The organism is Sphaerisporangium flaviroseum, from assembly GCF_039537005.1.
Taxonomy (GTDB): domain Bacteria; phylum Actinomycetota; class Actinomycetes; order Streptosporangiales; family Streptosporangiaceae; genus Sphaerisporangium; species Sphaerisporangium flaviroseum.
Genome location: NZ_BAAAZR010000002.1, coordinates 1,019,496 through 1,041,516, shown reverse-complemented (window position 1 = coordinate 1,041,516; position 22,021 = coordinate 1,019,496). Strand labels below are relative to the sequence as shown.

At 69.4% G+C, this 22,021-nt stretch carries 19 protein-coding genes and 1 tRNA gene; 9 read left to right on the top strand and 11 right to left on the bottom strand.

The features are described from left to right. Positions 1 to 75 precede the first annotated feature (75 nt). Positions 76 to 1,242, top strand: a complete 1,167-nt coding sequence (locus ABD810_RS10760; protein WP_344937449.1) for a site-specific integrase — start codon at positions 76 to 78, stop codon at positions 1,240 to 1,242. A gap of 65 nt (positions 1,243 to 1,307) precedes the next feature. Here the strand turns inward: ABD810_RS10760 and ABD810_RS10755 are convergent. Then, positions 1,308 to 1,382, bottom strand: a tRNA-Val gene (locus ABD810_RS10755). Between the two features lie 447 nt (positions 1,383 to 1,829). Here ABD810_RS10755 and ABD810_RS10750 point away from each other — a divergent pair. Next, positions 1,830 to 2,243 (top strand): SsgA family sporulation/cell division regulator, encoded by a 414-nt coding sequence (locus tag ABD810_RS10750; RefSeq protein WP_262843788.1) that lies wholly within the window; start codon positions 1,830 to 1,832, stop codon positions 2,241 to 2,243. Between the two features lie 44 nt (positions 2,244 to 2,287). Here the strand turns inward: ABD810_RS10750 and ABD810_RS10745 are convergent, their stop codons facing one another. Continuing rightward, entirely contained in the window at positions 2,288 to 2,920 is a 633-nt protein-coding gene (locus ABD810_RS10745; protein WP_344937444.1) for a DUF305 domain-containing protein, read from the bottom strand. 100 nt (positions 2,921 to 3,020) lie between these two features. Here ABD810_RS10745 and ABD810_RS10740 point away from each other — a divergent pair, with 100 nt between their 5' ends. Continuing rightward, complete coding sequence (locus ABD810_RS10740) at positions 3,021 to 4,436, top strand: LVIVD repeat-containing protein (protein ID WP_344937442.1); 1,416 nt, start codon at positions 3,021 to 3,023, stop codon at positions 4,434 to 4,436. On the opposite strand, the gene ABD810_RS10735 is transcribed toward ABD810_RS10740, so the two are convergent. From ABD810_RS10735 to ABD810_RS10725, 3 genes are all read right to left on the bottom strand, one after another. After that, positions 4,437 to 5,267: an aminotransferase class IV gene (locus tag ABD810_RS10735; protein ID WP_344937440.1), complete on the bottom strand. Its 831-nt coding sequence runs from the start codon at positions 5,265 to 5,267 to the stop codon at positions 4,437 to 4,439. It abuts the gene before it with no gap. A 114-nt stretch (positions 5,268 to 5,381) separates the two neighbouring features. Beyond that, positions 5,382 to 6,341, bottom strand: a complete 960-nt coding sequence (locus ABD810_RS10730; protein ID WP_344937438.1) for a chorismate-binding protein — start codon at positions 6,339 to 6,341, stop codon at positions 5,382 to 5,384. A 29-nt stretch (positions 6,342 to 6,370) separates the two neighbouring features. Continuing rightward, on the bottom strand, positions 6,371 to 7,336 hold the full coding sequence (locus ABD810_RS10725; protein WP_344937436.1) for a LysR family transcriptional regulator: 966 nt from the start codon (positions 7,334 to 7,336) through the stop codon (positions 6,371 to 6,373). Between the two features lie 73 nt (positions 7,337 to 7,409). Between ABD810_RS10725 and ABD810_RS10720 the strand changes: the two genes are divergently transcribed. Then, entirely contained in the window at positions 7,410 to 8,732 is a 1,323-nt protein-coding gene (locus tag ABD810_RS10720; RefSeq protein ID WP_344937434.1) for an NAD(P)-binding domain-containing protein, read from the top strand. A gap of 69 nt (positions 8,733 to 8,801) precedes the next feature. Here the strand turns inward: ABD810_RS10720 and ABD810_RS10715 are convergent, their stop codons facing one another. Together ABD810_RS10715 and ABD810_RS10710 are read right to left on the bottom strand one after the other, a co-directional pair. Further along, positions 8,802 to 9,626 carry a WD40 repeat domain-containing protein gene (locus ABD810_RS10715; RefSeq protein ID WP_344937432.1) on the bottom strand — a complete coding sequence of 275 codons (825 nt, stop codon included), beginning with the start codon at positions 9,624 to 9,626 and terminating at the stop codon, positions 8,802 to 8,804. Beyond that, a complete protein-coding gene (locus ABD810_RS10710; protein WP_344937430.1) occupies positions 9,626 to 9,754 on the bottom strand; it encodes a hypothetical protein in 129 nt (42 codons plus the stop codon). The genes ABD810_RS10715 and ABD810_RS10710 overlap by 1 nt, the downstream gene beginning before the upstream one ends. 449 nt (positions 9,755 to 10,203) lie before the next feature. Between ABD810_RS10710 and ABD810_RS10705 the strand changes: the two genes are divergently transcribed. From ABD810_RS10705 to ABD810_RS10695, 3 genes are all read left to right on the top strand, one after another. Further along, positions 10,204 to 11,481: an ABC transporter substrate-binding protein gene (locus ABD810_RS10705; RefSeq protein WP_344937427.1), complete on the top strand. Its 1,278-nt coding sequence runs from the start codon at positions 10,204 to 10,206 to the stop codon at positions 11,479 to 11,481. A gap of 81 nt (positions 11,482 to 11,562) precedes the next feature. After that, positions 11,563 to 12,519: a carbohydrate ABC transporter permease gene (locus ABD810_RS10700; RefSeq protein WP_344937424.1), complete on the top strand. Its 957-nt coding sequence runs from the start codon at positions 11,563 to 11,565 to the stop codon at positions 12,517 to 12,519. A 9-nt stretch (positions 12,520 to 12,528) separates the two neighbouring features. Next, complete coding sequence (locus tag ABD810_RS10695) at positions 12,529 to 13,371, top strand: carbohydrate ABC transporter permease (protein WP_344937422.1); 843 nt, start codon at positions 12,529 to 12,531, stop codon at positions 13,369 to 13,371. 66 nt (positions 13,372 to 13,437) lie between these two features. On the opposite strand, the gene ABD810_RS10690 is transcribed toward ABD810_RS10695, so the two are convergent. Then, complete coding sequence (locus ABD810_RS10690; protein ID WP_344937420.1) at positions 13,438 to 14,979, bottom strand: glycosyl hydrolase family 18 protein; 1,542 nt, start codon at positions 14,977 to 14,979, stop codon at positions 13,438 to 13,440. Positions 14,980 to 15,423: 444 nt separating this feature from the next. On the opposite strand from ABD810_RS10690, the gene ABD810_RS10685 reads away from it, so the two are divergent. Next, positions 15,424 to 18,597 carry an amidohydrolase family protein gene (locus tag ABD810_RS10685; protein WP_344937418.1) on the top strand — a complete coding sequence of 1,058 codons (3,174 nt, stop codon included), beginning with the start codon at positions 15,424 to 15,426 and terminating at the stop codon, positions 18,595 to 18,597. Between the two features lie 27 nt (positions 18,598 to 18,624). On the opposite strand, the gene ABD810_RS10680 is transcribed toward ABD810_RS10685, so the two are convergent. Further along, positions 18,625 to 19,248: a lysozyme family protein gene (locus ABD810_RS10680; RefSeq protein WP_344937415.1), complete on the bottom strand. Its 624-nt coding sequence runs from the start codon at positions 19,246 to 19,248 to the stop codon at positions 18,625 to 18,627. After that, the gene (locus ABD810_RS10675; RefSeq protein WP_344937413.1) at positions 19,185 to 20,159 is read right to left on the bottom strand and encodes a serine/threonine-protein kinase; all 975 of its coding nucleotides are present in this window, start codon (positions 20,157 to 20,159) and stop codon (positions 19,185 to 19,187) included. The genes ABD810_RS10680 and ABD810_RS10675 overlap by 64 nt, the downstream gene beginning before the upstream one ends. Positions 20,160 to 20,268: 109 nt before the next feature. Between ABD810_RS10675 and ABD810_RS10670 the strand changes: the two genes are divergently transcribed. Further along, entirely contained in the window at positions 20,269 to 20,997 is a 729-nt protein-coding gene (locus ABD810_RS10670) for an FHA domain-containing protein (protein WP_344937411.1), read from the top strand. 19 nt (positions 20,998 to 21,016) lie between these two features. Here the strand turns inward: ABD810_RS10670 and ABD810_RS10665 are convergent, their stop codons facing one another. Continuing rightward, positions 21,017 to 21,877, bottom strand: coding sequence for a M23 family metallopeptidase (locus tag ABD810_RS10665; RefSeq protein WP_344937409.1), 861 nt, complete (start codon positions 21,875 to 21,877; stop codon positions 21,017 to 21,019). Positions 21,878 to 22,021: the final 144 nt, after the last annotated feature.

Genomic DNA, 22,021 nt, shown 5'->3' with positions numbered 1-22,021 from the left:
CCACCCGCCAAGGCGGCCGGCCTCACCGACCAAAGCAGCGCCGGCCTCGGACACCACCATCTGGAGGGACCCGAATTGACCAAACGCAGAAGCCGCGGAGACGGCGGCCTTCACTGGGATGAGAAGCGGCAGCGCTGGATCGCGACGGCGAGCCTCGGCTTCGCTGCCGACGGCAGGCGGATCACCAAGCGTGCCAGCGGCAAGACCAAGACGGAGGCGAAAGCCAAGCTCAAGGAGATCTTGAGGGATCACGACGACGGACTATCGAGCTCAGGAAACGGCGGCACGGTCGCTGACGCGGTAAGAGACTGGCTCGCCTTCGGGCTCAACGGCCGCGACGCCGCCACGATCGAGAACCGCACGATTCTGGCCAACTCGCACGTGATCCCCGCCTTGGGGGCGCGGAAGCTCCGCGAGCTGTCGGCCGACGACGTCGATCGGTGGCTGGCCGCCAAGTCCAAGGAGGTCAGCACGCGGACGCTTCGGGATCTCCGGTCCATCCTCAAGCGGGCCATCGACCGCGCCCAGGCGCGGGACAAGGTCAAGCGGAACGTGGTCCTGCTCTGCGAGGTCCCCAAGGGCAAGGAGGGCCGTCCCTCCAAGTCGCTCACCCTGGAGCAGGCCGAAGCCCTGTTGAAGGCCGCGGAGGCGAGCAGCATGCGCGCCTACATCGTCCTGTCTCTCTTGATCGGCGCGCGGACGGAGGAACTGCGGGCCCTCACGTGGTCGCACGTCGACCTCGATGGCAAGCCGGCCGCGGCCCCGCCCGTCCCACCCTCCGTGATGCTGTGGCGCTCTGTCCGGGCCTCAGGGGACACCAAGACCCGGAAGTCACGACGGACCCTGGCGTTGCCCGAGCGGGCCGTTGAGGCGCTCAGGCAACAGCACGCGCAGCAGAGCGTGGCCAGGACGAGAGCCGGCGACCGGTGGCAGGACCACGATCTGGTCTTCTGTACCCGGTACGGCACGGCGCTGGAGGCCGGCAACGTCCGGCGCGCCTTCCGGACGGTGGCGAGGAAGGCCGGCCTGAACCCGGACGAGTGGGTCCCCCGGGAGCTGCGGCACAGCTTTGTGTCACTGCTGTCCGATAGCGGCGTGCCGCTGGAGAACATCTCCCGCTTGGTCGGGCACGGGAACACGACGGTGACCGAGACCGTCTACCGCAAGCAGCTGCGGCCGGTGCTCCTGGAGGGCGCCGAGGCGATGGACCGGATCTTCCCTCGGGCCGAGGACGGAGCGTAGTCACTCACTTAGTCACTCAGAAGATCAAGAAGGCCGCTTCCCCGAAAGGGAAGCGGCCTGTGACGTGGTGGGCGATACTGGGATCGAACCAGTGACCTCTTCGGTGTGAACGAAGCGCTCTCCCGCTGAGCTAATCGCCCTCCAGTGCCGGGGATCCCCGCTCGGAGGACCTTGCCGACGGGGAAAACCATACCTCACTCGGAGGCGTGCTGGCGAAGCGGTACGCCAACCCGATCACGAAAGGTTCTCAGGAGTCCGGCGGCGTGGCGCTCTGTTGTCATAGCATCGTCATGCCCCATACTCATCCGAATCGCACCACTTATGATCTTTAACCCGAGACCACCGTAGATGCCCCGTAGGACGGCAGGAACCACGCGCAAAACCCTTGCAAACAGGCGCCTCTAAGCGATGTTTGACCAGGTAGAGGCACAAATGTCGCGCTGTGATATGCGTTACAGAAGGGCTCAGGAGCGGAATCTCTCCTGGAGGTTCCTTCGTTCCGCAGACATGGCTCCGAACGAAGTCCTTCAGAGCACCGCAACCCAAGCCCCGCCCAGGGGACCCACCGACGAAAGGTTTGGCTGACGATGAACGCCACCGTCTCTGCCGAGCTGGGCCTTCGACTTGTGGTCCCCGACCGTACCACCGTGCCCCTGCTGGCCGGCCTGAGCTATACGGCCGATGATCCATACGCCATCAGGATGGCCTTCCACGTGGGGAACGACGAGCCGGTCGAGTGGATCTTCGCCCGCGAGCTGCTGACCGTCGGCATCGTCAGGCGGGTGGGAGACGGCGACGTCCAGGTGTGGCCCGCACGGGCCGACGGCGAGCGCACGCTGAACATCAGCCTCACCTCGCCCTTCGGCCAGGCCCTCTTCGAGGTGCCGCTGCCGCCGCTGACCGAGTTCCTGCACCGCACGTACGATCTCGTGGCGGCCGGCCGTGAGACCGACTTCATGGACCTCGACGAAGAGCTGTCGAACATGCTCTGGAGCTCCTGACCCGATCAGCCGGCGTTGATCGCACGACGCGGGCCGTACCGCCGTCACTTCATGAGGTCGCGCATCCGGTAGATCTCCACCCGCTGGCCCGAGGCGACGTCCTGGGCCATCTTCCGCAGGATCTGGTCGGTGCCGTCCGACAACTCCTCCCCCGCCATCCGCACGGCGCCCTCGTGGTGCCTGATCATGAGCCGCAGCAGCAGCGCGTCGAAGGCGGCGTCGCGTGAGGAGCGCAGCCGGTTCATCTCCTCCAGGTTCGCCATGCCGTACCCGTCCTGGCCCGGTGAGGTCTCGTGAGCGGAGTGACCTGCGGGGACCTCGCGGCCGAGCGCGGTCAGCCATCGCGTCATCACGCCGATCTCCGGCCGCTGGCCGACCGCGATGCGCTCGCAGATGCGCCGCACGGCGCCGTTGGAGGTACGCGAGGCGGCGAGGCCGGCCATCTCCAGCGCCTGCCGGTGGTGGGGGATCATCCGCTGGGCGAACAGGACGTCGGCCGCGGACGCCTTCGACTCCGACCGGCCGAGGCGCTCCCCTGGCCTGGCCGTACGCCCGGCGTCACCGGGGGCTCCCGGGACGATCACCGGGGCACCGCTGCCGGCCACCAGGAGCGGAGGGTTTCCCGATTCCTCGCTCGTACAGCCGGCCAGCGCGCAGGAGAGCCCGGATCCCAGCACAACCGTTACCAAAAATGCACACGTCCGGCGGCGGATCCACATAGCTTCCATACTGGGGCACAATCCCAAATCGGGTCGAACAACGGGGGGTACTGTGGGCATGCGTCGGATTGGCGCGATCGCTTCTCTGGCAGGCGTCGTCCTCCTTCTGGGGGCCTGCGCCGGCGATCCGTCGCCCTCCACGCCCGCCGCCTCGACGGGCTCCCCCGGCGCCGCGCCAGGGTCCCCCGCCGCGGCCGGAGAGGTCCAGCACAGCCCCAACGCCAAGCTGGTGGCCAACGTCCCGCTGTCCGCGCCGTTCGACGGCGACGAGGCCTGGGGCACCGATCTGGCCTTCCAGGGAGACTACGCCTACGTCGGCAACTACAGGGGCTTCACGATCCACGACATCAGCGACCCGGCCAAGCCCAAGGTCGTCACCCGCGTGGTCTGCCCCGGCGGCCAGAACGACATCTCCGTGAGCGGGAACCTGCTGTTCCTCTCGGTCGACGAGCCCCGGGACGGCGACACGTGCGAGAGCGACCAGGGTGACATGTTGGAGGGCTGGGAAGGCATCCGGATCTTCGACATCGCCGACAAGACCCACCCCCGGTACATCAAGTCTCTCGCCACGTCGTGCGGTTCGCACACCCACACGCTGGTGCCCGGCAAGGACGCCGAGAAGATCTACCTGTACATCTCCTCGTTCGGCCCCGCCCCCGAGGCCAAGAACTGCCGGCCGCCCCACGACTCGATCGCGATCGTCGAGGTCCCGGTGCGCGACCCCGCCCAGTCGAAGGTCGTCGCCGAGCCGGTGCTGTTCACCGACGGCGCCGCGGACGACGACAGCAGGCCGGGCGCGACCAGCGGCTGCCACGACATCACGGTCTACCCGGAGAAGGACCTCGCCGCGGGGGCGTGCCTCGGCAACGGCATCCTGATGGACATCTCCGACAGGGTGCGCCCGAAGGTGCTCCAGCAGATCACCGACACCGAGAACTTCTCCATCTGGCACTCGGCGACCTTCACCAACGACGCCAGCAAGGTGATCTTCTCCGACGAGCTCGGCGGCGGCGTCGCCCCGACCTGCGACGCCAAGACCGGCCCGACGCGGGGCGCCGACGCGATCTACGACATCACCGAGGACCGCAAGCTCCAGCGCAGGGCCTACTTCAAGATCCCGCGCAACCAGACCTCGGCCGAGAACTGCGTCGCCCACAACGGCTCGCTGATCCCCGTGCCCGGCAAGACCGTCATGGTCCAGGGCTGGTACCAGGGCGGCATCTCGGTGGTCGACTTCACCGACGCCGACCACCCCAAGGAGATCGCGTACGTCGAGCGCGGCCCGGTGGGCGACGACGGGGAGCCCACGGTGGGCGGCTCCTGGTCGGCGTACTACTACAACGGCTACATCTACTCCAGCGACATCACCAAGGGCCTGGACGTCATCTCGATCGACGACCCCATCACCGACCCGGCGAAGTCGGTCAAGGTGGACGAGCTCAACGCCCAGACCCAGGTGTCCTACCCCGAGTGATCACGGGTCGACGTCGGCCGCGCTCCGCTCCGCGAAGACGCGCATCGCCTTGGCTGTGACGGGGCCGGGCGCGACCGGCAGCGCCGTGCCGTTCACGAGCCTGATCGGCTGCACGTCGCGGGTGGTGGAGGTGAGGAACGCCTCGTCCGCCTCGTAGAGCGCGGAGATCGGCAGGTCCGTCTCCTCGCCACCGTTCCACTCGAGGACCAGGGCCCTGGTCACCCCGGCCAGGCAGCCGGAGGCGATGGTGGGGGTGAAGAGGTTGCCGTCCTTGACGACGAAGACGTTGCTGCCGGTGCCCTCGCACAGGTTGCCCGCGAGGTTCTCGAAGATGGCCTCCTCGCCCCCGCGCTCCTTGGCGTAGGCCAGCGCCTTGGCGTTGTCGCCGTAGGAGGTGCTCTTGACCCCCGACAGCGCGCCGCGCTCGTTCCGCGGCCAGGGGACCACGGTCACGCTCGCGCTCTCCGGGAACGGCGCCTGCGCCCCGACGATCACGATGGCGGTGGTGCCCTGGTTGCCCCGGTCGGAGCCGAGCGGCCCGTTACCGCTGGTGTAGGTGACCCGGATGCGGCCGAGCGGCCACGGCGGGGCCGCCGCCAGGCAGCCACGCACGCCCTCGGCGATCGCGTCCACGTCGGGCGCGGGCAGGCCGAGGCGTTCTGCGGAGAGCTTGAGCCGGTCGAGGTGCCGGGTGAGGGCGAAGGCCCCGCCGTTCACACACTTGATCGTCTCGAACACTCCGTCGCCGACCATCAGCCCGTGGTCGAAGACGGAGACGCTGGCCTTCGTGGGATCGAGCAGTTCGCCGTTGACCCAGACCGGAACGTTCATCTATGGGATCTCCATTCTTCCAAAGTGTGCTTTCGCCGAGCGGCCCGCTTGTAGGGCCGCCGGGCGCCCGTGTGGCCTGCCGTCCGCGCCTCCGGCCCGGAGCCGGGACGGCCGTCAGCGCCTCCCGGAGGCGAGCGCGATGAGCCGGGACGCCTTCAACTCGGTCTCGTGCCACTCGCGCCGCGGATCGGAACCCCAGGTGATGCCGGCTCCCGTGCCGAAGCGGATGAGGTCACGCTCGATCCAGAAGGTGCGGATGCCGACGGCCAGCGCGGCATCGCGCCTATCGGCGTCGACCCAGCCCACTGCCCCACAGTACGGCCCCCGGGGCTCTGGTTCGAGCTCATTGATGATTCGAAGGGCCGAGGACTTCGGCGCGCCGGTGACCGAGCCGGGAGGGAAGGTGACCGAGAAGAGCTCGGGCCACCCACGTCCCTCTTCCAGCGTGGCGCGGACGGTGGACACCAGATGCACCAGGCCTGGATGATCCTCCACCACGCAAAGGGCTGGAACCGTGACGGAGCCGACCTCGGCGACCCTGCCGAGATCATTGCGCACCAGGTCCACGATCATCACATTCTCCGCGTAGTCCTTTTCCAGCAGGTCGTCCGCTGTCACGCCCGTGCCCTTGATCGGCCCTGACTCGACGACGTTCCCGGCGCGGGACAGGTAGAGCTCCGGCGAGGCCGAGACCACCGTCAGGCCCGGCACGTGGACAGTCGCGGCGTACGGCGCCGGATTGCCCCTCGCCAGCCGCCCGGCCAGCACCAGCGGGTCGGCATCGAGCGGGATCTCGGCCGTCAGGATCCGGCACAGGTTGGCCTGGTAGACCTCTCCCTGCTCGATGTAGTCGCGTATCCGCCGCACGCCGTCCTCGTACCCTGGCCGGTCGAGCGAACTGGTCCACCGCAGCGAGGCGGGCCAGGGCCCCGAGGCGCGGGGAAGGGGGGCCGGCCGCACCTCGTCGAAACGGGCACACGTGACCTTGCCCTCGTAGCTCACCACGACGGCCCACCATCCGGTCCCGTCGAGGGCGCCGAGATCGGTGGTCACATCCCGCAGCCCCGTGGCCAACCGGCCTCCGACATGGGCGAAATACACCCCTACATTGTCTCGCGTCCTGAAGCCCTCCTCGCGCCACCCGCCCTACCGCCCTCATTCGCCGGAGCGCCATCGCCGCCCCCATCCTCACCCCGTTGGAGCAGGCCGAGAAGCCTCTCCGCGGCCGGTAGGGGTGTCGTATGGGGCAGCGCCGCGTAGACCCGCCGCCTCGGGGCCTGCTCGCCAAGCGACCGGAGCGCCAGATCGCCCCGTACGGCCCGCGCCGCCATGGCCGGCACCAGCGCGACACCCAGCCCGGCGGCGACGTACCCGAGCTTGCCGGTCCACTCGCCGATGCGGATGCCGACCTTCGGCGCGAAGCCCACGCGCATGCACGACTCGGCGAGCATCGTGGCGTGCCCGGGCGGCGCGCCCTCGATCCAGTTCTCGTCCCGGAGGTCGCCCAGATCGACCACCTCTTGGTGCGCCAGCCGGTGATCGCGCGGCAGCGCGAGCAGGAGCTCGTCGGTGAACAGCAGGGTGAGCCCGGCCTCACCGGACCGCGACAGCCCCGACGGGTAGTCGCTGACGACCGCGAGGTCGAGCGAGCCCTCCTGGAGCCGTTCCATCAGCCGCGCGCTGACCCCCTCGACCAGGGTGAGCTCCACCTCGGGACGCGCTTCCTTGAACCGGCGCAGCGCCTCGGGCACCAGAACGGCGTTGGCGGTGGCGAACGCCCCGACCCGCAGCCGCCCTCCCGACCCGTGGTGGACGGCGGCCAGCTCCGCCCTCGCGCGGTCGAGCCGCTCCAGCACCTCCCGCGCGTGGCGGTGGAGCAGGGTCCCCGCCGGCGTCGGGCGTACGCCTCGGGCGAGGCGCTCGAACAGCGGCCCGCCGGCCTCGCGCTCGAGGGAGGCGATGCGGCGGGACACGGCGGACTGGGTGTAGTTGAGCTCGTCCGCCGCCGCCGTGAACGACCCGGTGCGGGCGACCACGTCGAGCAGCCGCAGAGCGTCGATCTCGAACACATTCCTCCCGGGCATGGCTGATATGTAATCTAGTCGCTGGTCGCATGGCTGTGCGGGGCATAGCGTCGGTCCGGTGATCGCATTTCTCGGACTGGGGCGCATGGGTGCGCCCATGGCCCGCCGCCTCGTGGAGGCCGGGCACAAGGTGACGGTGTGGAACCGCACGGCGCGCGCGGTGCCGGGCGCGGAGACGGCGGCGTCGGCGGCGGAGGCCGTAGCGGACGCGGACCTGGTCATCACCATGTTGCGCGACCCCGCGGCCGTCGAGGAGGTCCTCACGTCGGCCAGGCCACGACCGGGGTCCCTGGTGGTGGAGATGTCCACCATCGGCCCCGCGGCGGTCTCCCGGCTCCGCTCCCTGCTTCCCGGGGACGTCGGCCTGGTGGACGCCCCCGTGCTGGGCAGCGTCCAGCCGGCCGCGGAGGGCTCGCTCACCGTGCTGGCCGGGGGATCGGACACCGACCTCGGGCGCTGCCGCGGCGTGCTGGAGGTCTTCGGCACGGTACGGGAAGTGGGCCCGCCGGGCGCGGGGGCGGCGATGAAGCTGGCCGTGATGAGCACGCTCGTACCGGCCCAGGTGATGATCGCCGAGGCCCTCGCGTACGCGGACACCCAGGGCGTCGACCGCACGGCGCTGCTTGAGGTGCTGTCGGGCACCCCGCTCGGGCCGCTGGTGGAACGCCTCAGGCCCGCCCTCCTGGAGGGGCCGCCGCAGACCCGCTACGCGCTCGGCCTCGCCGCCAAGGACCTCACCCTCGCCGCCCACGAGGTTCAGACCATGGCGGCGGCCGCCCGCGACCGCCTCGCCGAAGCGGTCGCGGCAGGCCTCGGCGACAGCGACCTCACGGCCATCGTCACCTCCCCCGGCCTGCGAGCCACCACCACGCCCCGCTCCGGCGCGACCACGACCGCGGGTGAGCACCGGACCGCGGCGGCGGCCGAGGACAGGAGCGGGACAGCAGGTGAGCACCGGACCGCGGCGGCGGGTGAGGACCCTCGCCGGGGCAGGGTCGTCAAGCTGAACCCCGCGAGCGTGCCCGCCCCCGCCGGGGCGTACTCGCATGCCGTACGGGCCGGTGACCTGCTGTTCGTCTCCGGGCAGGCGGCGCTGGACGGGAACGGGGCGGTGGTGGGCGAGGGCGACATCGTCCGGCAGTCGGAATGCGTCATGGACCACCTCGAGCGCATCCTGGCCGACCAGGGATGCGTCTTCGACGATGTCGTGTCGATCAGGACGTTCCTCACCGACATGGGTGACCTGCCGGCCTACGCGTCGGTACGCCGGCGCCGCATCACCTGCGAGCCCCCGTCGAGCACCACCGTCGAAGTCCCCCGCCTGTTCCGTCCCGGCCTGCTCATCGAGGTCGACGTGGTCGCGGCCGTCCCGGCCCGATGACCGATCACCTCTTCTTTCGCATCGTGCTCTTCCCTCACTGCGACAGGCGGACGGCGAGTACTCCCGCGGTCAGGCCGACCGCCACCCCTCCGGGAACCGGGCACAACGTCGAAGCCTCGTGCTGGACGGGCACGACCCACAGGCACGAACCTGTCGCCGGATCCCACAGACGCACCGTACGGTCGTGGCTTGATGTGGCGAGCAGCTTCCGGCCGTCCATGTCAGGGCGCACGCCGCGGTGACCTCCGCGGGGTGCCCGGTCAGCGTACGCAGGCAGCGGCCGGTGGCGGGATCCCAGACCCGGGCCGTCCTGTCGTCGCTGATGGTGACCAGCAGGGTGCGGCCGTCCACGGTCAGCGTGCACAGGCCGGTGACCCCGTAGGTGTGACCTTTGCAGGTGCGCAGGAGGGCTCCGGTGGCCGGGTCCCAGACGCGCATCGTCTTGTCCATGCTGGAGGCGGCCAGCATGGTCACATCGGCGGCCGTGAACGCGCGAACGGCTGTGACCTCCGCGGTGTGCCCGGTAAGGGTGCGTACCCTGGTGCCGGTGGCCGGGTCCCACAGGCGCACGGTCCTGTCCGAACCTGCGGTCGCCAGGAGCGTGCGATCGCCGACGGTCACGGCGCAGGCGCCGTTGACGGAGTCGTCATGGCCGGTGAGCACCGTCTCCGTGAGGCGGGGTTCCGCCTGTGCCCACATCGCCCGGTACGGTGATGGATGCGGCATGCGCTGGTAGGTGTCCCCGAGAGCGTCCAGGGCCTCCGCGATGCTCAGCACCCCCAGCCGCTCGTCCGGCGGCTCCGCGGTCACCGCCTGCGGGGCGGAACGGAGCAGGCGCGAACGCTGCCTGCCCTGCGGTGTGGCCGCCTTGCGCGACAGAGGTGTCAACCGCATCAGATCTGCACCCTTGGCCGCGTGCAGAGCGCGGTCTTGCCCGGGAAGGCCACCCACAGGTCGGGGCGCTCCGGCCGTCCCTTGGGCCGAGCCACATGCGCGCAGGTGAGCACGCGCCGCTCGTCCAAGAGATCTCGAGCCGGCTTCATGGCCCCCCGCGCGCGTGGAGATCTCGTGGGACGCCGCTTCCGTCGTCTCGGCCAGGGTGCGGCGTGACCCCGAAACATAAAGCCAGCAAGCCGATTGTTTCAGAGACATTGCCGTCAGATTATTGACGCTGAGGTTGACACAGGCTTAATGTCCCGGAACAACGATCGAAGTGACATGCCGAAATTTTCGACCCTCCAAGCGGGACACCAGCAGGCTCAGCAGATGAAACTCCTGGTCGGCATGGTGGTGCTGCACCTGTCCGGCGCTCGTGGTCCGGAGCGCGCAGTGGCACGGCACCGTCGCCTTCCGGCGTTTCGGTCACTCACCGGACCGAAACTTTAGAAAGTACCCGGCGAGCGCAACGCATCCTCTCGGCGCCGGGCCGCACATCACATCCCCCCTCCCACAGCAAGCGAAAGAGGTTGCCGTGAAGTTCCGCAAGGTCTCAGCGGTCGTGCTCGCCGCTACCGCGGCCCTCACCATGGCAGCGTGCTCAGGCTCGTCGTCCGGGACCTCCTCCGGCGGGTCGGACAGCAAGTCGTTCGAGTTCTGGTCGTTCACCGGGATCAACGCCAAGGGCTCCGCCGCGGAGTACAAGGCGATCAGGCCGGACATCCAGATCAAGCTGACCGAGGTGGGGGGCGCGCAGGAGACGGCGCAGGCGCTCACCACCGCGCTCGCCGGCGGCAAGGTGCCCGACCTGGTGCTGATCCAGGGCGACGACCTGCCCAAGTTCGTCCAGCAGCCGCAGAACTTCGTCGACCTGCGCACGATGGGCGCCGACAAGATCAAGGGCGACTACCTCGACTGGGTGATCAGCCAGTCCACGGCCAAGGACGGCTCGATCATCGCCATCCCGACCGACGTCGGTGGCATGGCCATCGCCTACCGGGCCGACCTGTTCAAGGAAGCCGGGCTGCCGACGGACCGCGAGGAGGTCGGCAAGCTCTGGCCCAACTGGGACGCCTTCATCGAGACCGGCAAGAAGTACAAGGCGGCCACCGGCAAGGCGTTCATCGACAATGCCGGCGGGAGCATCTACTCGCAGGTGGTCAACCAGGGGCAGGAGAAGTACTACGACCCCGCGGGCAATCTGGTGTACGACCGGAGCCCTCAGGTCAAGGCCGCCTTCGACCAGGCGCTCAAAGCCGTGGCCGCCGGGATCACCGCCAAGCAGAGCTCGTTCACCGACGGCTGGAGCGCCGCGATGAAGAAGGGCGACTTCGCCGTCATCGCCGCACCGATCTGGTTGCTCGGCCAGATCCGCGACAACGCCCCCGACACCAAGGGCAAGTGGGACGTCGCCACGATCCCCGGCGGCTCGGGCAACTGGGGCGGCAGCTTCCTCGCCATCCCCAAGCGCGCCAAGAACCCTAAGGCCGCCTGGGACTACATCGCCGCCACGCAGTCACCGCAGGGCCAGCTCAACCACTTCTCCCAGGCCAGGTCGCTGCCCTCGACCCCGTCGGTCTACAAGGACCCGAAGCTCACCTCGGTCAAGGACCCGTTCTTCTCCGGCGCGCCCCTCGGCACGATCTACACCAACTCGCTGCTCGGCCTCAAGCCCTTCCTCATCGGGCCGGACAGCGCCACGATCGGCACGGAGTTCACCAACGCCATCCAGAACGTCGAGCAGGGCAAGGGCGATCCCGCGAAGGCATGGGACGCGGCGGTGACCAACATCAAGAACGCGATCGGCGGCTAGGACCTCCCTCCTGCCACGAGCGCCGCCGGTGCCGGGGCGTCCCGGACGCCCGGCACCGGCGACGGGGAAGTGACCACACCCGTGACGACGAGCATCAGCCTCACCAAGGAGGCCCCGCCTCCGCCGGCGCCGGTGGAGACCAGGCGGGGCCGCCTCACCGAGTTCGCGGCCCCCTACGCCTACATCGCCCCGTTCTTCGTGCTCTTCGCGATTTTCGGCCTCATCCCGCTGCTGTTCACCTTCTACGTGGCGTTGTTCGACTGGAACCCGATCGGCGAGCACGTGTTCATCGGGGTGGACAACTTCACCCGGCTGTTCCAGGACGTGCGGTTCTGGAACGCGGCGCGCAACACCATCAGCATCTGGGCGCTGTCGACCGTGCCGCAGCTGCTGGTGGCGCTCGTGCTGGCGCACCTGCTCAACCACGTCCGGCTGCGCTTCGCGGTGCTCTTCCGCATGTCGATGCTCGTGCCGTACATCACCTCGGTGGCCGCCACCGCGATCGTCTTCGCCCAGATGTTCGACCGTGACTACGGGCTGCTGAACTGGCTGCTCGGCCTGGTGGGCATCGGGCCCATCGACTTCATCCAGTCGGTGGCGGGCAGCCACGCGCTGATCGCCGTGATGGTCACCTGGCGGTGGTTCGGCTATACGACGCTGCTCTACCTCGCGTCCCTGCAGGCCGTCCCCCGGACGATCTACGAGGCTGCCGCCGTCGACGGCGCCGGCAGCCTGCGGCAGTTCGTGCACATCTCCATCCCCGCGCTGCGGCCGGTCATCGTGTTCACCATCGTGACCTCGACCATCTACGGGTTGCAGATCTTCACCGAGCCCCTGCTCATCTCCCGGAGCGCGCCGAACACCTGCGGGCCGATCCGCCAGTGCCAGACGCTGACCCTCTTCCTGTTCGAGCAGGGATTCACCCAGTTCAAGTTCGGTTACGCCGCGGCCATCGGCGTGGCGCTGTTCGTCATGGTCATCGTGTTCGCCTGGCTCAACTACCTGCTGTCCACCCGCATCCGGCCGGAGCGGGGATGAGGAGCGATCATGAGTAGGACGAAGCCGCGGTCCGGCGACCGCCTCCGATGGTGGGTCTACGCTCTGCTGGCCCTGGCCGTGTTCGCCTGTGTGTTCCCCCTCTACTGGATGTTCGTCGTCGCCACCACCGACACCGCGACGGCCACGAACCTGCCGCCCGAGATCGTGCCCGGCGGCAACTTCTTCCACCTCGCGGGTCTGGTCTTCTCCACCGTGCCGTTCGTCCGTTCGGTGATCAACAGTCTGGTCGTGTCCGGGACGATCGGCGTAGGTCAGGCGGTACTGTGCGCGCTGGCCGGTTTCGCGTTCGCCAAACTGCGCTTCCGGGGACGCGATGCGCTGTTCCTGCTCGTCGTCCTCACCATGACCGTGCCGACCCAGCTCGCCATCGTCCCGCAGTACATGATCATCTCATCGCTGGGCTGGGTGGACACGTTGCAGGCGCTGATCATTCCCGGTCTGGCCAACGCGTTCGGCATCTTCTGGATGCGCCAGCACATGGCCAATGCCATCAGCGACGAGATCCTCCAGGCGGCCCGCATCGACGGGGCGACCACCTGGCAGATCTTCTGGCGCATCGCGTTCCCCCTGGTGCGCCCGGCCGCGTTCGTGCTCGGCCTGCTCGGGTTCGTCTACGCCTGGAACGACTTCTTCTGGCCGTTCGTGGTGCTCAAGTCGCCGGAGATGTACACCGTCCAGATCGCGATCAAAGCCCTGCAGAACAGCTTCAGCATCGACCTCGGGCTCGCCATGTCCGGATCCTTCCTCGCCACCCTCCCGCTGATCGTCCTGTTCGTCTTCGTCGGCCGGCGCATGGTGGCCGGGATCATGGACGGCGCCTTCAAGGGCTGAGGCCACCGCCGCTCACCGGGCCCCGGGCGGCCGCGGGGTCCGGGGCCGCCCGGGGCAGGACCGGCGCTAGCGGCCTTGGAGTGCCTTGACGTTGTCGCCGAAGGTCCAGCCCTTCGATCCGTCCCAGTTGATGGACCAGGTCATCAGGCCCTTGAGGCTGCCGCTGAAGGCGTTCCAGCTCTGGGACACCAGAGAGGGCGCCATGTAGCCGCCTCCGGCTCCGCTCTGGGCGGGCAGACCGGGGACCTGCTTGTCATAGGGGACCCTGATCGTCGTGCCCTGGATGACCAGGCCGTTGTTCAGGCAGGTGGTCTGGGCGGTGAACCCCTGAACCGTGCCCGCGGAGTAGGAGTCACCGGAGCAGCCGTACATGCTTCCGTTGTAGTACTGCATGTTGAGCCACCACAGGCGGCCGTTGTCGGCGTACTTCTTGATGATCGGCAGGTACGCTCCCCAGATCGAGCCGTAGGTGACGCTGCCCCCGGTGACGTACGCCGTCTCGGGTGCCATGGTCAGGCCGAAGTTGGACGGCATCTGGGCGAGAACGCCGTCGATGATACGGATGAGATTGGCCTGGGACGGGGACAACTGGCCGATGGTGCCGCTGCCGGTGAGGCCGGTCTCGATGTCGATGTCGATGCCGTCGAAGTTGTAGCGCTTGAGGATCGGCACGACCGTGGCGACGAAGCGGTCGGCCACGGCGCTGGAGCTCAGGTCGATGCCGGCGGTCGCTCCGCCGATGGACATCAGGATCGTCAGACCGGCGGCCTTGGCCTGGCACATTTCGGCCGGGGTCGCGACCTTGACGGTGGAGTCCATGCCGTCTTCCCACAGGACGGTTCCATCGGAGCGGATGACCGGGAACGCCGCGTTGATCACGTTGTAGCCATGGGCCTTGATGCGCGAGTCGGTGATCGGGATCCAGCCGAGCGGCGGGTGCACACCATTCGACGCGCCGTCCCAGTTCTCCCAGTACCCCTGAAGAACCTTGCCCGCCGGCCTTGACTTCACCGCGCACGTGCCACCCGTCGGCGTGGGAGTGGGCGTCACCGTGGGTGTCGGCGTGGGCGTCGGCGTGGGTGTCGGCGTGGGTGTCGCAGTGGGGGTGGGGGTGCTCGACGGGGGGGCTCCCGGCCCGTCGAAGCTGACGTCATCGGCGTAGTACGTGCCCTGCCCGTACCATCCGTGCAGGTAGACCACGGCGGTGGTCTGGCCGGCCGCGGTGGTGAAGGCGACAGAGAGCTGCGTGTACGTCGCCGACGAGGTCCAGGTGGACCCGCCGCCGTTCACGCCGAGGTAGACGTAATCGCCACGAACCCAGGCGGTCAACGTGTAGGCGGTGCTCGGCCTGACGGTCACCGACTGGGTGCACTGGGCGTTGTCGGAGGCGCTCGCCGCGCCGGCGAGCGCCTTCGTGCCGGAGCGGACCGGGGAGTTGACCGCCGAACCGAGCCCACCGGTGCAGGTCCAGGGGGAAAGGGAGCCGGTCTCGAAGCCCGGATTCGCCAGGAGGTTGGCGGCCTGAGCCGACGTCTGCGTGACCAGGACGCCTATGACCGCCAGCAACAGCGAAACTGCCAGTGCCAGAAGGCGGGGGGTTCGTTTCATGGGTAGACCCTTCTAGCGCCCAGGTGCACGGGGGTCACCGGGCATCGATGGCGGACGGAAGGGGCGGCGGCTTCCCCGAACGCCGGCTCCACCCGGCGGCCTTGACGAGGGGCGAGGCCGGACGGGACGGTCTGCGATCCGAGTTCTTATAGGAAAGTTTCCTAAGAGTCGTCGCGATCGTAGCCCCGACTTCAATGCCGTACAAGGCCCAAAACGGGACGTCCATGTGGTTCGTGGCGTGGAAACGCGGTCTCCGGGACGATGCGCCGCCCCGGCGGCCCATGGGGATATGGCGGCCGCTCGGCATCGTGCCGCTGGGCGGCAACCGGCGCCCACTCACCGCACGGAGTGCCGCATGGTCCTGTCAGAGATCGGGTTCGAAGTCATGATTGACGGGACCATCGCGTTTGTCAGGCGACGTGCAGTGTAGGAGGAAAAGTCGTAATGTCCCCCGCCCCTACCTCCCCTAACGCACCCGTCCCCGCCACCGGGCCGGCGTTCCACCCATCTCGCCGTGCGGTCCTGGCCGGCACTGGAGCGGCCCTTGCGGGCGCGTTCATCCCCGCCACCGCCACCAATGCCCGAGCCGACGACGCGCGCGGCGGTGGCGGCACCTCCGTCGCGTCGGGCACCGACTTCGCCGTCGCGCTCTCCCCCGACGGCCGCATGCTGGCTCTGGACATGCTCGGCGTCCTGTGGATCTGCTCCGCCTCCGGCGGCACCGCCCGCCGGCTCACCAGCGACCTGTACGACATCGCCCAGCCCGACTGGTCCCCCGATGGGTACACCATCGTGTTCCAGTCGTACCGCGAGGGTGTCTTCGACCTGTGGACGATCAGGCCTGACGGGTCCGCGATCCGCCGGCTGACCACCGGGCCGTTCGACCATCGCGAGCCCCGGTACAGCCCGGACGGGCGCACCATCGCCTACTCGTCCGACGCGGGCGGCAGGTACGGCATCCACCTGCTCGACGTCGCCACCGGTGCGAGCCGCGTCCTGACCGACACCAGCGCCGAGGAGTACGAGCCGGCCTGGTCGCCCGACGGAAGCAAGATCGCGTTCGTCGTCGCCGACACCAGGGTCGACGTCGTGGACGTGGCCACCGGCGCCCGCAGCACCGCGGTCACCGTCCCCGCCGGCCAGATCATCCACCAGCCGTCCTGGATGCCGAACGGGACCGACATCGCCTACCACCTCTTCCACGACGGCGTGAACGAACTGGCCGGCACCGCGGGCACGCTCGTCACCGGCGAGGAGGTCTTCCCGTTCAGGGCCAGGTTCACCTCGGACGGACGCTACTTCTACACCTCCGCCGGCACCATCCGGACCCGCCGCCTCGGCTCCACGTCCGCCGGCACGGTCGGCTTCACCGCCGCACTGACCGCGACGACCCCGAAGTACCGGAAGAGCGTCCGCGTGTTCGACGCGCCCGGGTCTTTTCCGGTCGTCGGCATCGGCAGCCCCACCATGTCCCCGGACGGCTCCACCGTCGCCTTCCGCGCCCTCAACGACATCTACCTGATGCGGATCGGGCACAGGCCGACCCCGCTGTTCCGCGACCGGTGGTGGAAGGCCGACCCGGACTTCTCCCCGGACGGGCGGCGGCTCGCGTACGTCACCGACCGCACCGGCACACTGAACATCTGGGTCCGCGACCTCGCCACCGGCACCGACCGGCAGCTGACTCATCTGACGAACTCCGCCGCCCAGTCGGTCCGGTGGTCGCCGAGCGGCGATGAGATCGCCTATCTGGACCAGGACGGCGCGCTGTGGGTCCTGGACGTCGCCACCGGCGACATCCAGAAGGTCTTCGACGCGACCTTCGAACCGGGCCGGCCGACCTGGTCGCCGGACGGGAAGACGATCGCCTTGGCGGCGGTCGTGCCGTACTCGCGTCGCTACCGTGAGGGCCTGTCCAAGATCCTTCTTGTGGACCGGGCGACAGGTGCCGGTACGTACGTCGACCCGGCCCCGCACCGATCCCTGCAGACCCGCGGCGACGACGGCCCCGTGTGGTCACCAGACGGCACCATGCTCGCCTTCGCCATGGAATCGCTTCTGTGGGTGCTGCCGGTGGACAAGACCGGACGGCCCGCGGGCCCTGCCCGCCAGGTCACGCGAGAGCTGTCCGACGCCCCGGCCTGGTCCGGCGACTCGGCCACGCTGCTCTACCTCAACGGCGGGCGGCTGAAGACCGTCCGCGTCGACGGCGGGCCCGGCCGGTCCATCCCCGTCCAGCTGTCCTGGCGCAACGACCGCGGCCCCGACCAGGTCGTCGTGCACGCCGGCCGCATGTGGGACGGCGTCTCCGCGACCGTGGTCCGCGACGTCGACATCATCGTGCGCGGCCAGCGCATCGCCGCGATCGAGCCGCACCGGGAGGGGCGGTCCGGCACCCTCGTCGACGCCCGTGACAGGTTCGTCATGCCCGGCCTGATCGACATCCACCACCACCGCGAGATGCAGGGCTACGCCTACGGCTCCCGGCAGGGGCCGCTGTGGCTCGCGCTCGGCGTCACGACGACCCGCTCACCCGGCTCGCCCGCCTACCACATGGTCGAGGAGCGGGAGTCGGTCCAGTCGGGCGCCCGGCTCGCCCCGCGCTACCTGGGCACCGGCGAGGCCGTCGACGGGCCGCGCATCTACTACAACTTCATGCGCCCGACGTTCTCCCACCGGCAACTGCGGCTGGAGCTGGAAAGGGCCGCGAGCCTCGACTACGACCTGATGAAGTGCTACGTGCGGCTGCCCGTCGTCTGGCACAAGGAGGTCATCGACTGGGCGCATCGCAGGGGCAAGCCGGTCACGTCCCACTACCACTACCCGGCCATCGCGATGGGCGGGGACGGAACCGAGCACGTCGGCGCGACCAACAGGTTCGGCTACTCGCGCACCGTCACCAACGTCGGCTCCGCCTACTCCGACGTCATCTCCATGTTCAACGCCTCGAATATGGCACGGACCCCCACCCTGTTCGGCTCCGCCACCCTCTACAGGGAGGACACCTCGCTGGTCACCGACGAGCGGGTGCGCCGGCTCTACCCGAACTGGCGGATGCAGAGGCTCCAGGCGACCGTCACCACCGCGCAGACCACCGACCAGACGGCGAGCCGGGCGAATCTGGCCAACCAGGTCGCTCAGCTCGCGGCGATGGTCCGCGGCGGCGGCGTCGTCACCGCCGGCACCGACGCTCCGATCGACCACGTCGCGATCAGCCTCCACATGAACCTGCGGGCCATGGTGAAGTACGGACTGACACCGCTGGAGACGCTCATCACCGCGACCAGCACGTCCGGGACCTACCTCGGCCTGCCGCTGGGCAGGATCGCCAAGGGCATGTATGCCGACCTGGCCATCGTCGACGGCGATCCGCTGTCCCGCATCGAGGACGCCGCGAACGTCACCGCCGTCGTCGTGGGCGGGAGGCACCACACGGTCGAGCGGCTGCTCGCGCCGTACCCGTCCGCCACGACGACCGACCAGGCCGCCCCCGATGCCCTGGCTGTGCGTGGCACGGTCAAGGCCCGTGTGCCCGCCCACCCGAGTACCGCGGGCTTCTGGTGGAACCACCCCGCCGAGCTGGAGAGAGCCCGCGTCTCGTGCGGTCACGACCACTGAGGCGACGGAGGTGGCCGAACCGGTCCGTCAGCGGGGGTTGTACTGGTTCATGTACCGCTTGACCTTGTATGCGTGGTCGCTCCACTGTGGCGGGACCCCGTTGTACTGGCGGACGGTGGTGACGCTGGTCCGGTACAGCCCCACGAGGTTCATCGCCGGGTCGCCTGGAATGGAGGCGATCTGCGGGCCGAGCCGGCAGAAGAACTTGCCCATGGCCGGGATGGACAGCTCCGGTGAGTACGGCGGCCTGGGCTCGGGCTTGCTGAGGCCGCCGGGCTGCCAGTGCCGCAGGACCCTGGGGGTCCACCTGGCGATGCCGTACTCGTCAAGGTCGGGGTCGGACAGGTTCGGGTCGAAGCCGCTCTCCGCGTTGAGCACGGCCGCGATGAAGACAGGGCTCAGGCCAGGCTGGTCGCACATCGTGCCGGCCTGGATGATCAGGTCGAGGTACTCCGGAGGGATGCCGCTGTCGAGGTTCAGCCACCGGGCGCGCGGGTCGGCGGCCGTGCCGGCCCCCGGGCTCCGGCCGGCCGCGACCGCGGCCGGGCTCGACGCGATGCTTCGGGAGGCCGTGGCGGCGGGTGGGCTCAACCCCCCGCTGGTGCCCCGCGAGGCCGCCGGGACGTCCGGGGTGGGGGGCAGGAGAAGCACGCCCGCCACCACCAGGCCGCCCAGAAAGGAGACGCCCACGGCGAGCCGCGCGAGAGGCCTGCCCGATCGCGGCCGGGGAAGGGCCGGGCAGGCGCCCGCCGCCCCGGCCGCGCATCGCCCGGCGGTGCGGCGGCGGCCGACAGCGCGTCCGCGAACGCGCGTGCCGACGGCCACCGGTCTTCCCGGTCGCGGGCGATCGCCTTCATCACCACGTCGCCGACCGCCTTCGGCACGTCGGCACGGCCCGCGCCGGGGAGGATCCGCTCTTCGTACGGGGCGGGCGGGCGCCCGGCGAGAAGGTGGTAGACCAGCGCGCCCAGGCCGTAGACGTCGGCGCGCGCGTCGAGGTCCTGACCGATCGGCATCTGCTCGGGGGCGGCGTACCCGACGGTGCCCAGCCCTGCGGTCATACCCTGCGCGGTCATGAACTGCTTGGCGGCTCCCAGGTCGGACAGCAGCAACCGCTCGCCGCCGGAGGGCGACGTGCGGATCAGCACGTTGGACGGCTTGACGTCGCGGTGCACGACGCCCATGTCGTGCAGGACGGTGAGCCCGTCGGCGACGGCGCCGGCCACATGGACGATCTCGTCGAGCGGCAGCGGTCCGCCGGGGAGCCTGCCTTCGAGCGTGCCCCGATCGGCATGGGACATGACGAAGTAGGGGCGGCCGTCGGGCAGCTCACCGACGTCGAACACCTGGACGAGCAGGTGCGAGTCGGCCCGGCGCAGCAGCCGCGCCTCCTGGAGGAAGCGGTTCCTGACGTCCTTGCGACCGGCCCAGTGTGTCCCCAGTATCTTCACGGCGACCGACGCGTCCAGCTCTTCGTCGTAGCCCAGCCATACGGTGGAGAAGCCGCCGTCGCCCAGCAGTCCGTCGATGCGATAGCGCCCCGCACGCGCCGGACCGTCCATGCCGCTTTGTTTACTCAGACGAGTTGCGTTTCGTCAATGGCATATTCATATCTATGGTATGACCGCGACTTGTCAAGCCGGCGTCGTGCCGCCGCGCTACGTTGGGCAGATGCAGACGATCTTGATCCAGACCGACGCCGGCAACGGCGCCGAGCTGCGCTCATGGGAGCTCCGGCCGGGAGAGGAGGCGACCTTCGGCCGTGGTGTCCCCGGCGTGCCGGTGGACATCGAGCTCGGCGATCCCGCGGTCTCCCGGCTCGCGGGCCGCATCCGGGCCGTCGACACCTACTGGACGCTCACCAACCTCAGCCGCGCCCACACCTACGTGGTGGAGAACCCCGAAGGCGGCGGCGAGTTCGTCAAGGTGCCGCCGGGGCGTCTCGAGGCGCCCATCCCGTTCGAGTTCGGCAGGGTCATCCTCCCGGCGGGCAGGGCGCCCGCGTCCTTCCTCGTCTTCGCTCCGGTGCACTCGTTCCTCGACCCGCTCGCCCTGGCCTCCGGGTCCTCCGGGGTGAAGACCTCCATGGCGTTCACACTCGACCCGACCGCCAAGTATTTCCTGGTCCTCGTCGCGCTCTGCGAGCCCCGGCTTCGCGACCCGTCCTCGCCGGTGATCCCCACGGTCCCGCAGATCATCGAGCGGCTCGGTGACTCCGGCCTCACCCCGAGCGCGGTCGCCTTTCACATCAAGTACCTCGCGACGACGAAGCTGCGGGTCCGTCAGCAAGGTGGCGAGGGACGGGCCGACTGGCAGCGCGCGGCGTTGGTCTCGCAGGCCCTCCGGTTCGACCTCGTGCGGGAGGAGCACCTCGCGCTCCTCCCGCACACCGACGCCTGAAAGGCCCCTCGGCGGGGCGTCAGCAGTCGGGGATGTCGCGGCCGCTGTTGTCCTTGGCCTCGTCGTTGCCCCATCGCGCGAGGTAGTAGGCCGAGACCCACTGGTTCTGCCAGGGGTTTCCCGAGTCCAGGTCGGTCTTCAGCCACCAGTGGTTGTAGTCGCTCCCCACCTGAACGTTCGGACCCCACGTCCGGCAGTAGACGTAGTTCGTTCCCGCGTTCAGGGTTCCGGTACGGGTGCCACCAGGGGTGGAGTACCCCGGTGCCGCGGCGAAGGTGTCCACCGAGTACGTGCCGGGCGTGGCGCCGCAGTTGCCGCTGGTCTCCGTGTGCTGGCCGTAGGACCACGTCACCGGGATGTAGTGCCCGGCCACCATGGCCTGGACGACCGAGCCGTTCAGCTTCTGCTCATAGTGCAGGTGGGATCCGGTGGTCGCGCTCCCTGTGTTGCCGACGGTGCCGATCCGCTGGCCAAGGCCCACCGAGGCGCCGACCCCGACGGCCCGATCGGCCATGTGCAGGTAGCGCGTGACCCAGCCGCTTCCATGGTCGATCACGATGGTGTTGCCCGCGTCGCTGTAGAAGGTCGAGGTGGTCACCCGACCGGCCGCGGAGGCCAGCACGGGGGTTCCCTGAGTCGCGCCGCTCTGCGAGATCATGTCCACCATGTACTGACTGGCGTGCCCACTATGGGTCGACGTCGTCCACCGCTGGCCGCACGGTACCGGAAGCTGGAAACCGGGGCGGGCCAGCACCTGCGGGTCGTCGTCGGCGGTGGCCGGCGCCGCCGTCCCGGCCAGCAGGAGCGTGCCGACCACGCTCACCACCAAGGAGATGCCCATCGTCCCGCGTAAACGGGACCGTAGCCTGGTCAAGGTCATCCGAGTCCTCCTGTAGCTCGTCTCGCAGACGACACAACAGGAGGAGGCATGCGGCGACTACCTCTCAGCCGCGAGGGTCGCACCAGGGCGGCCTCCTCGGCGGGAACCGTGGTCCGCCATTGCTCCCACGGCAGGAAATCCACC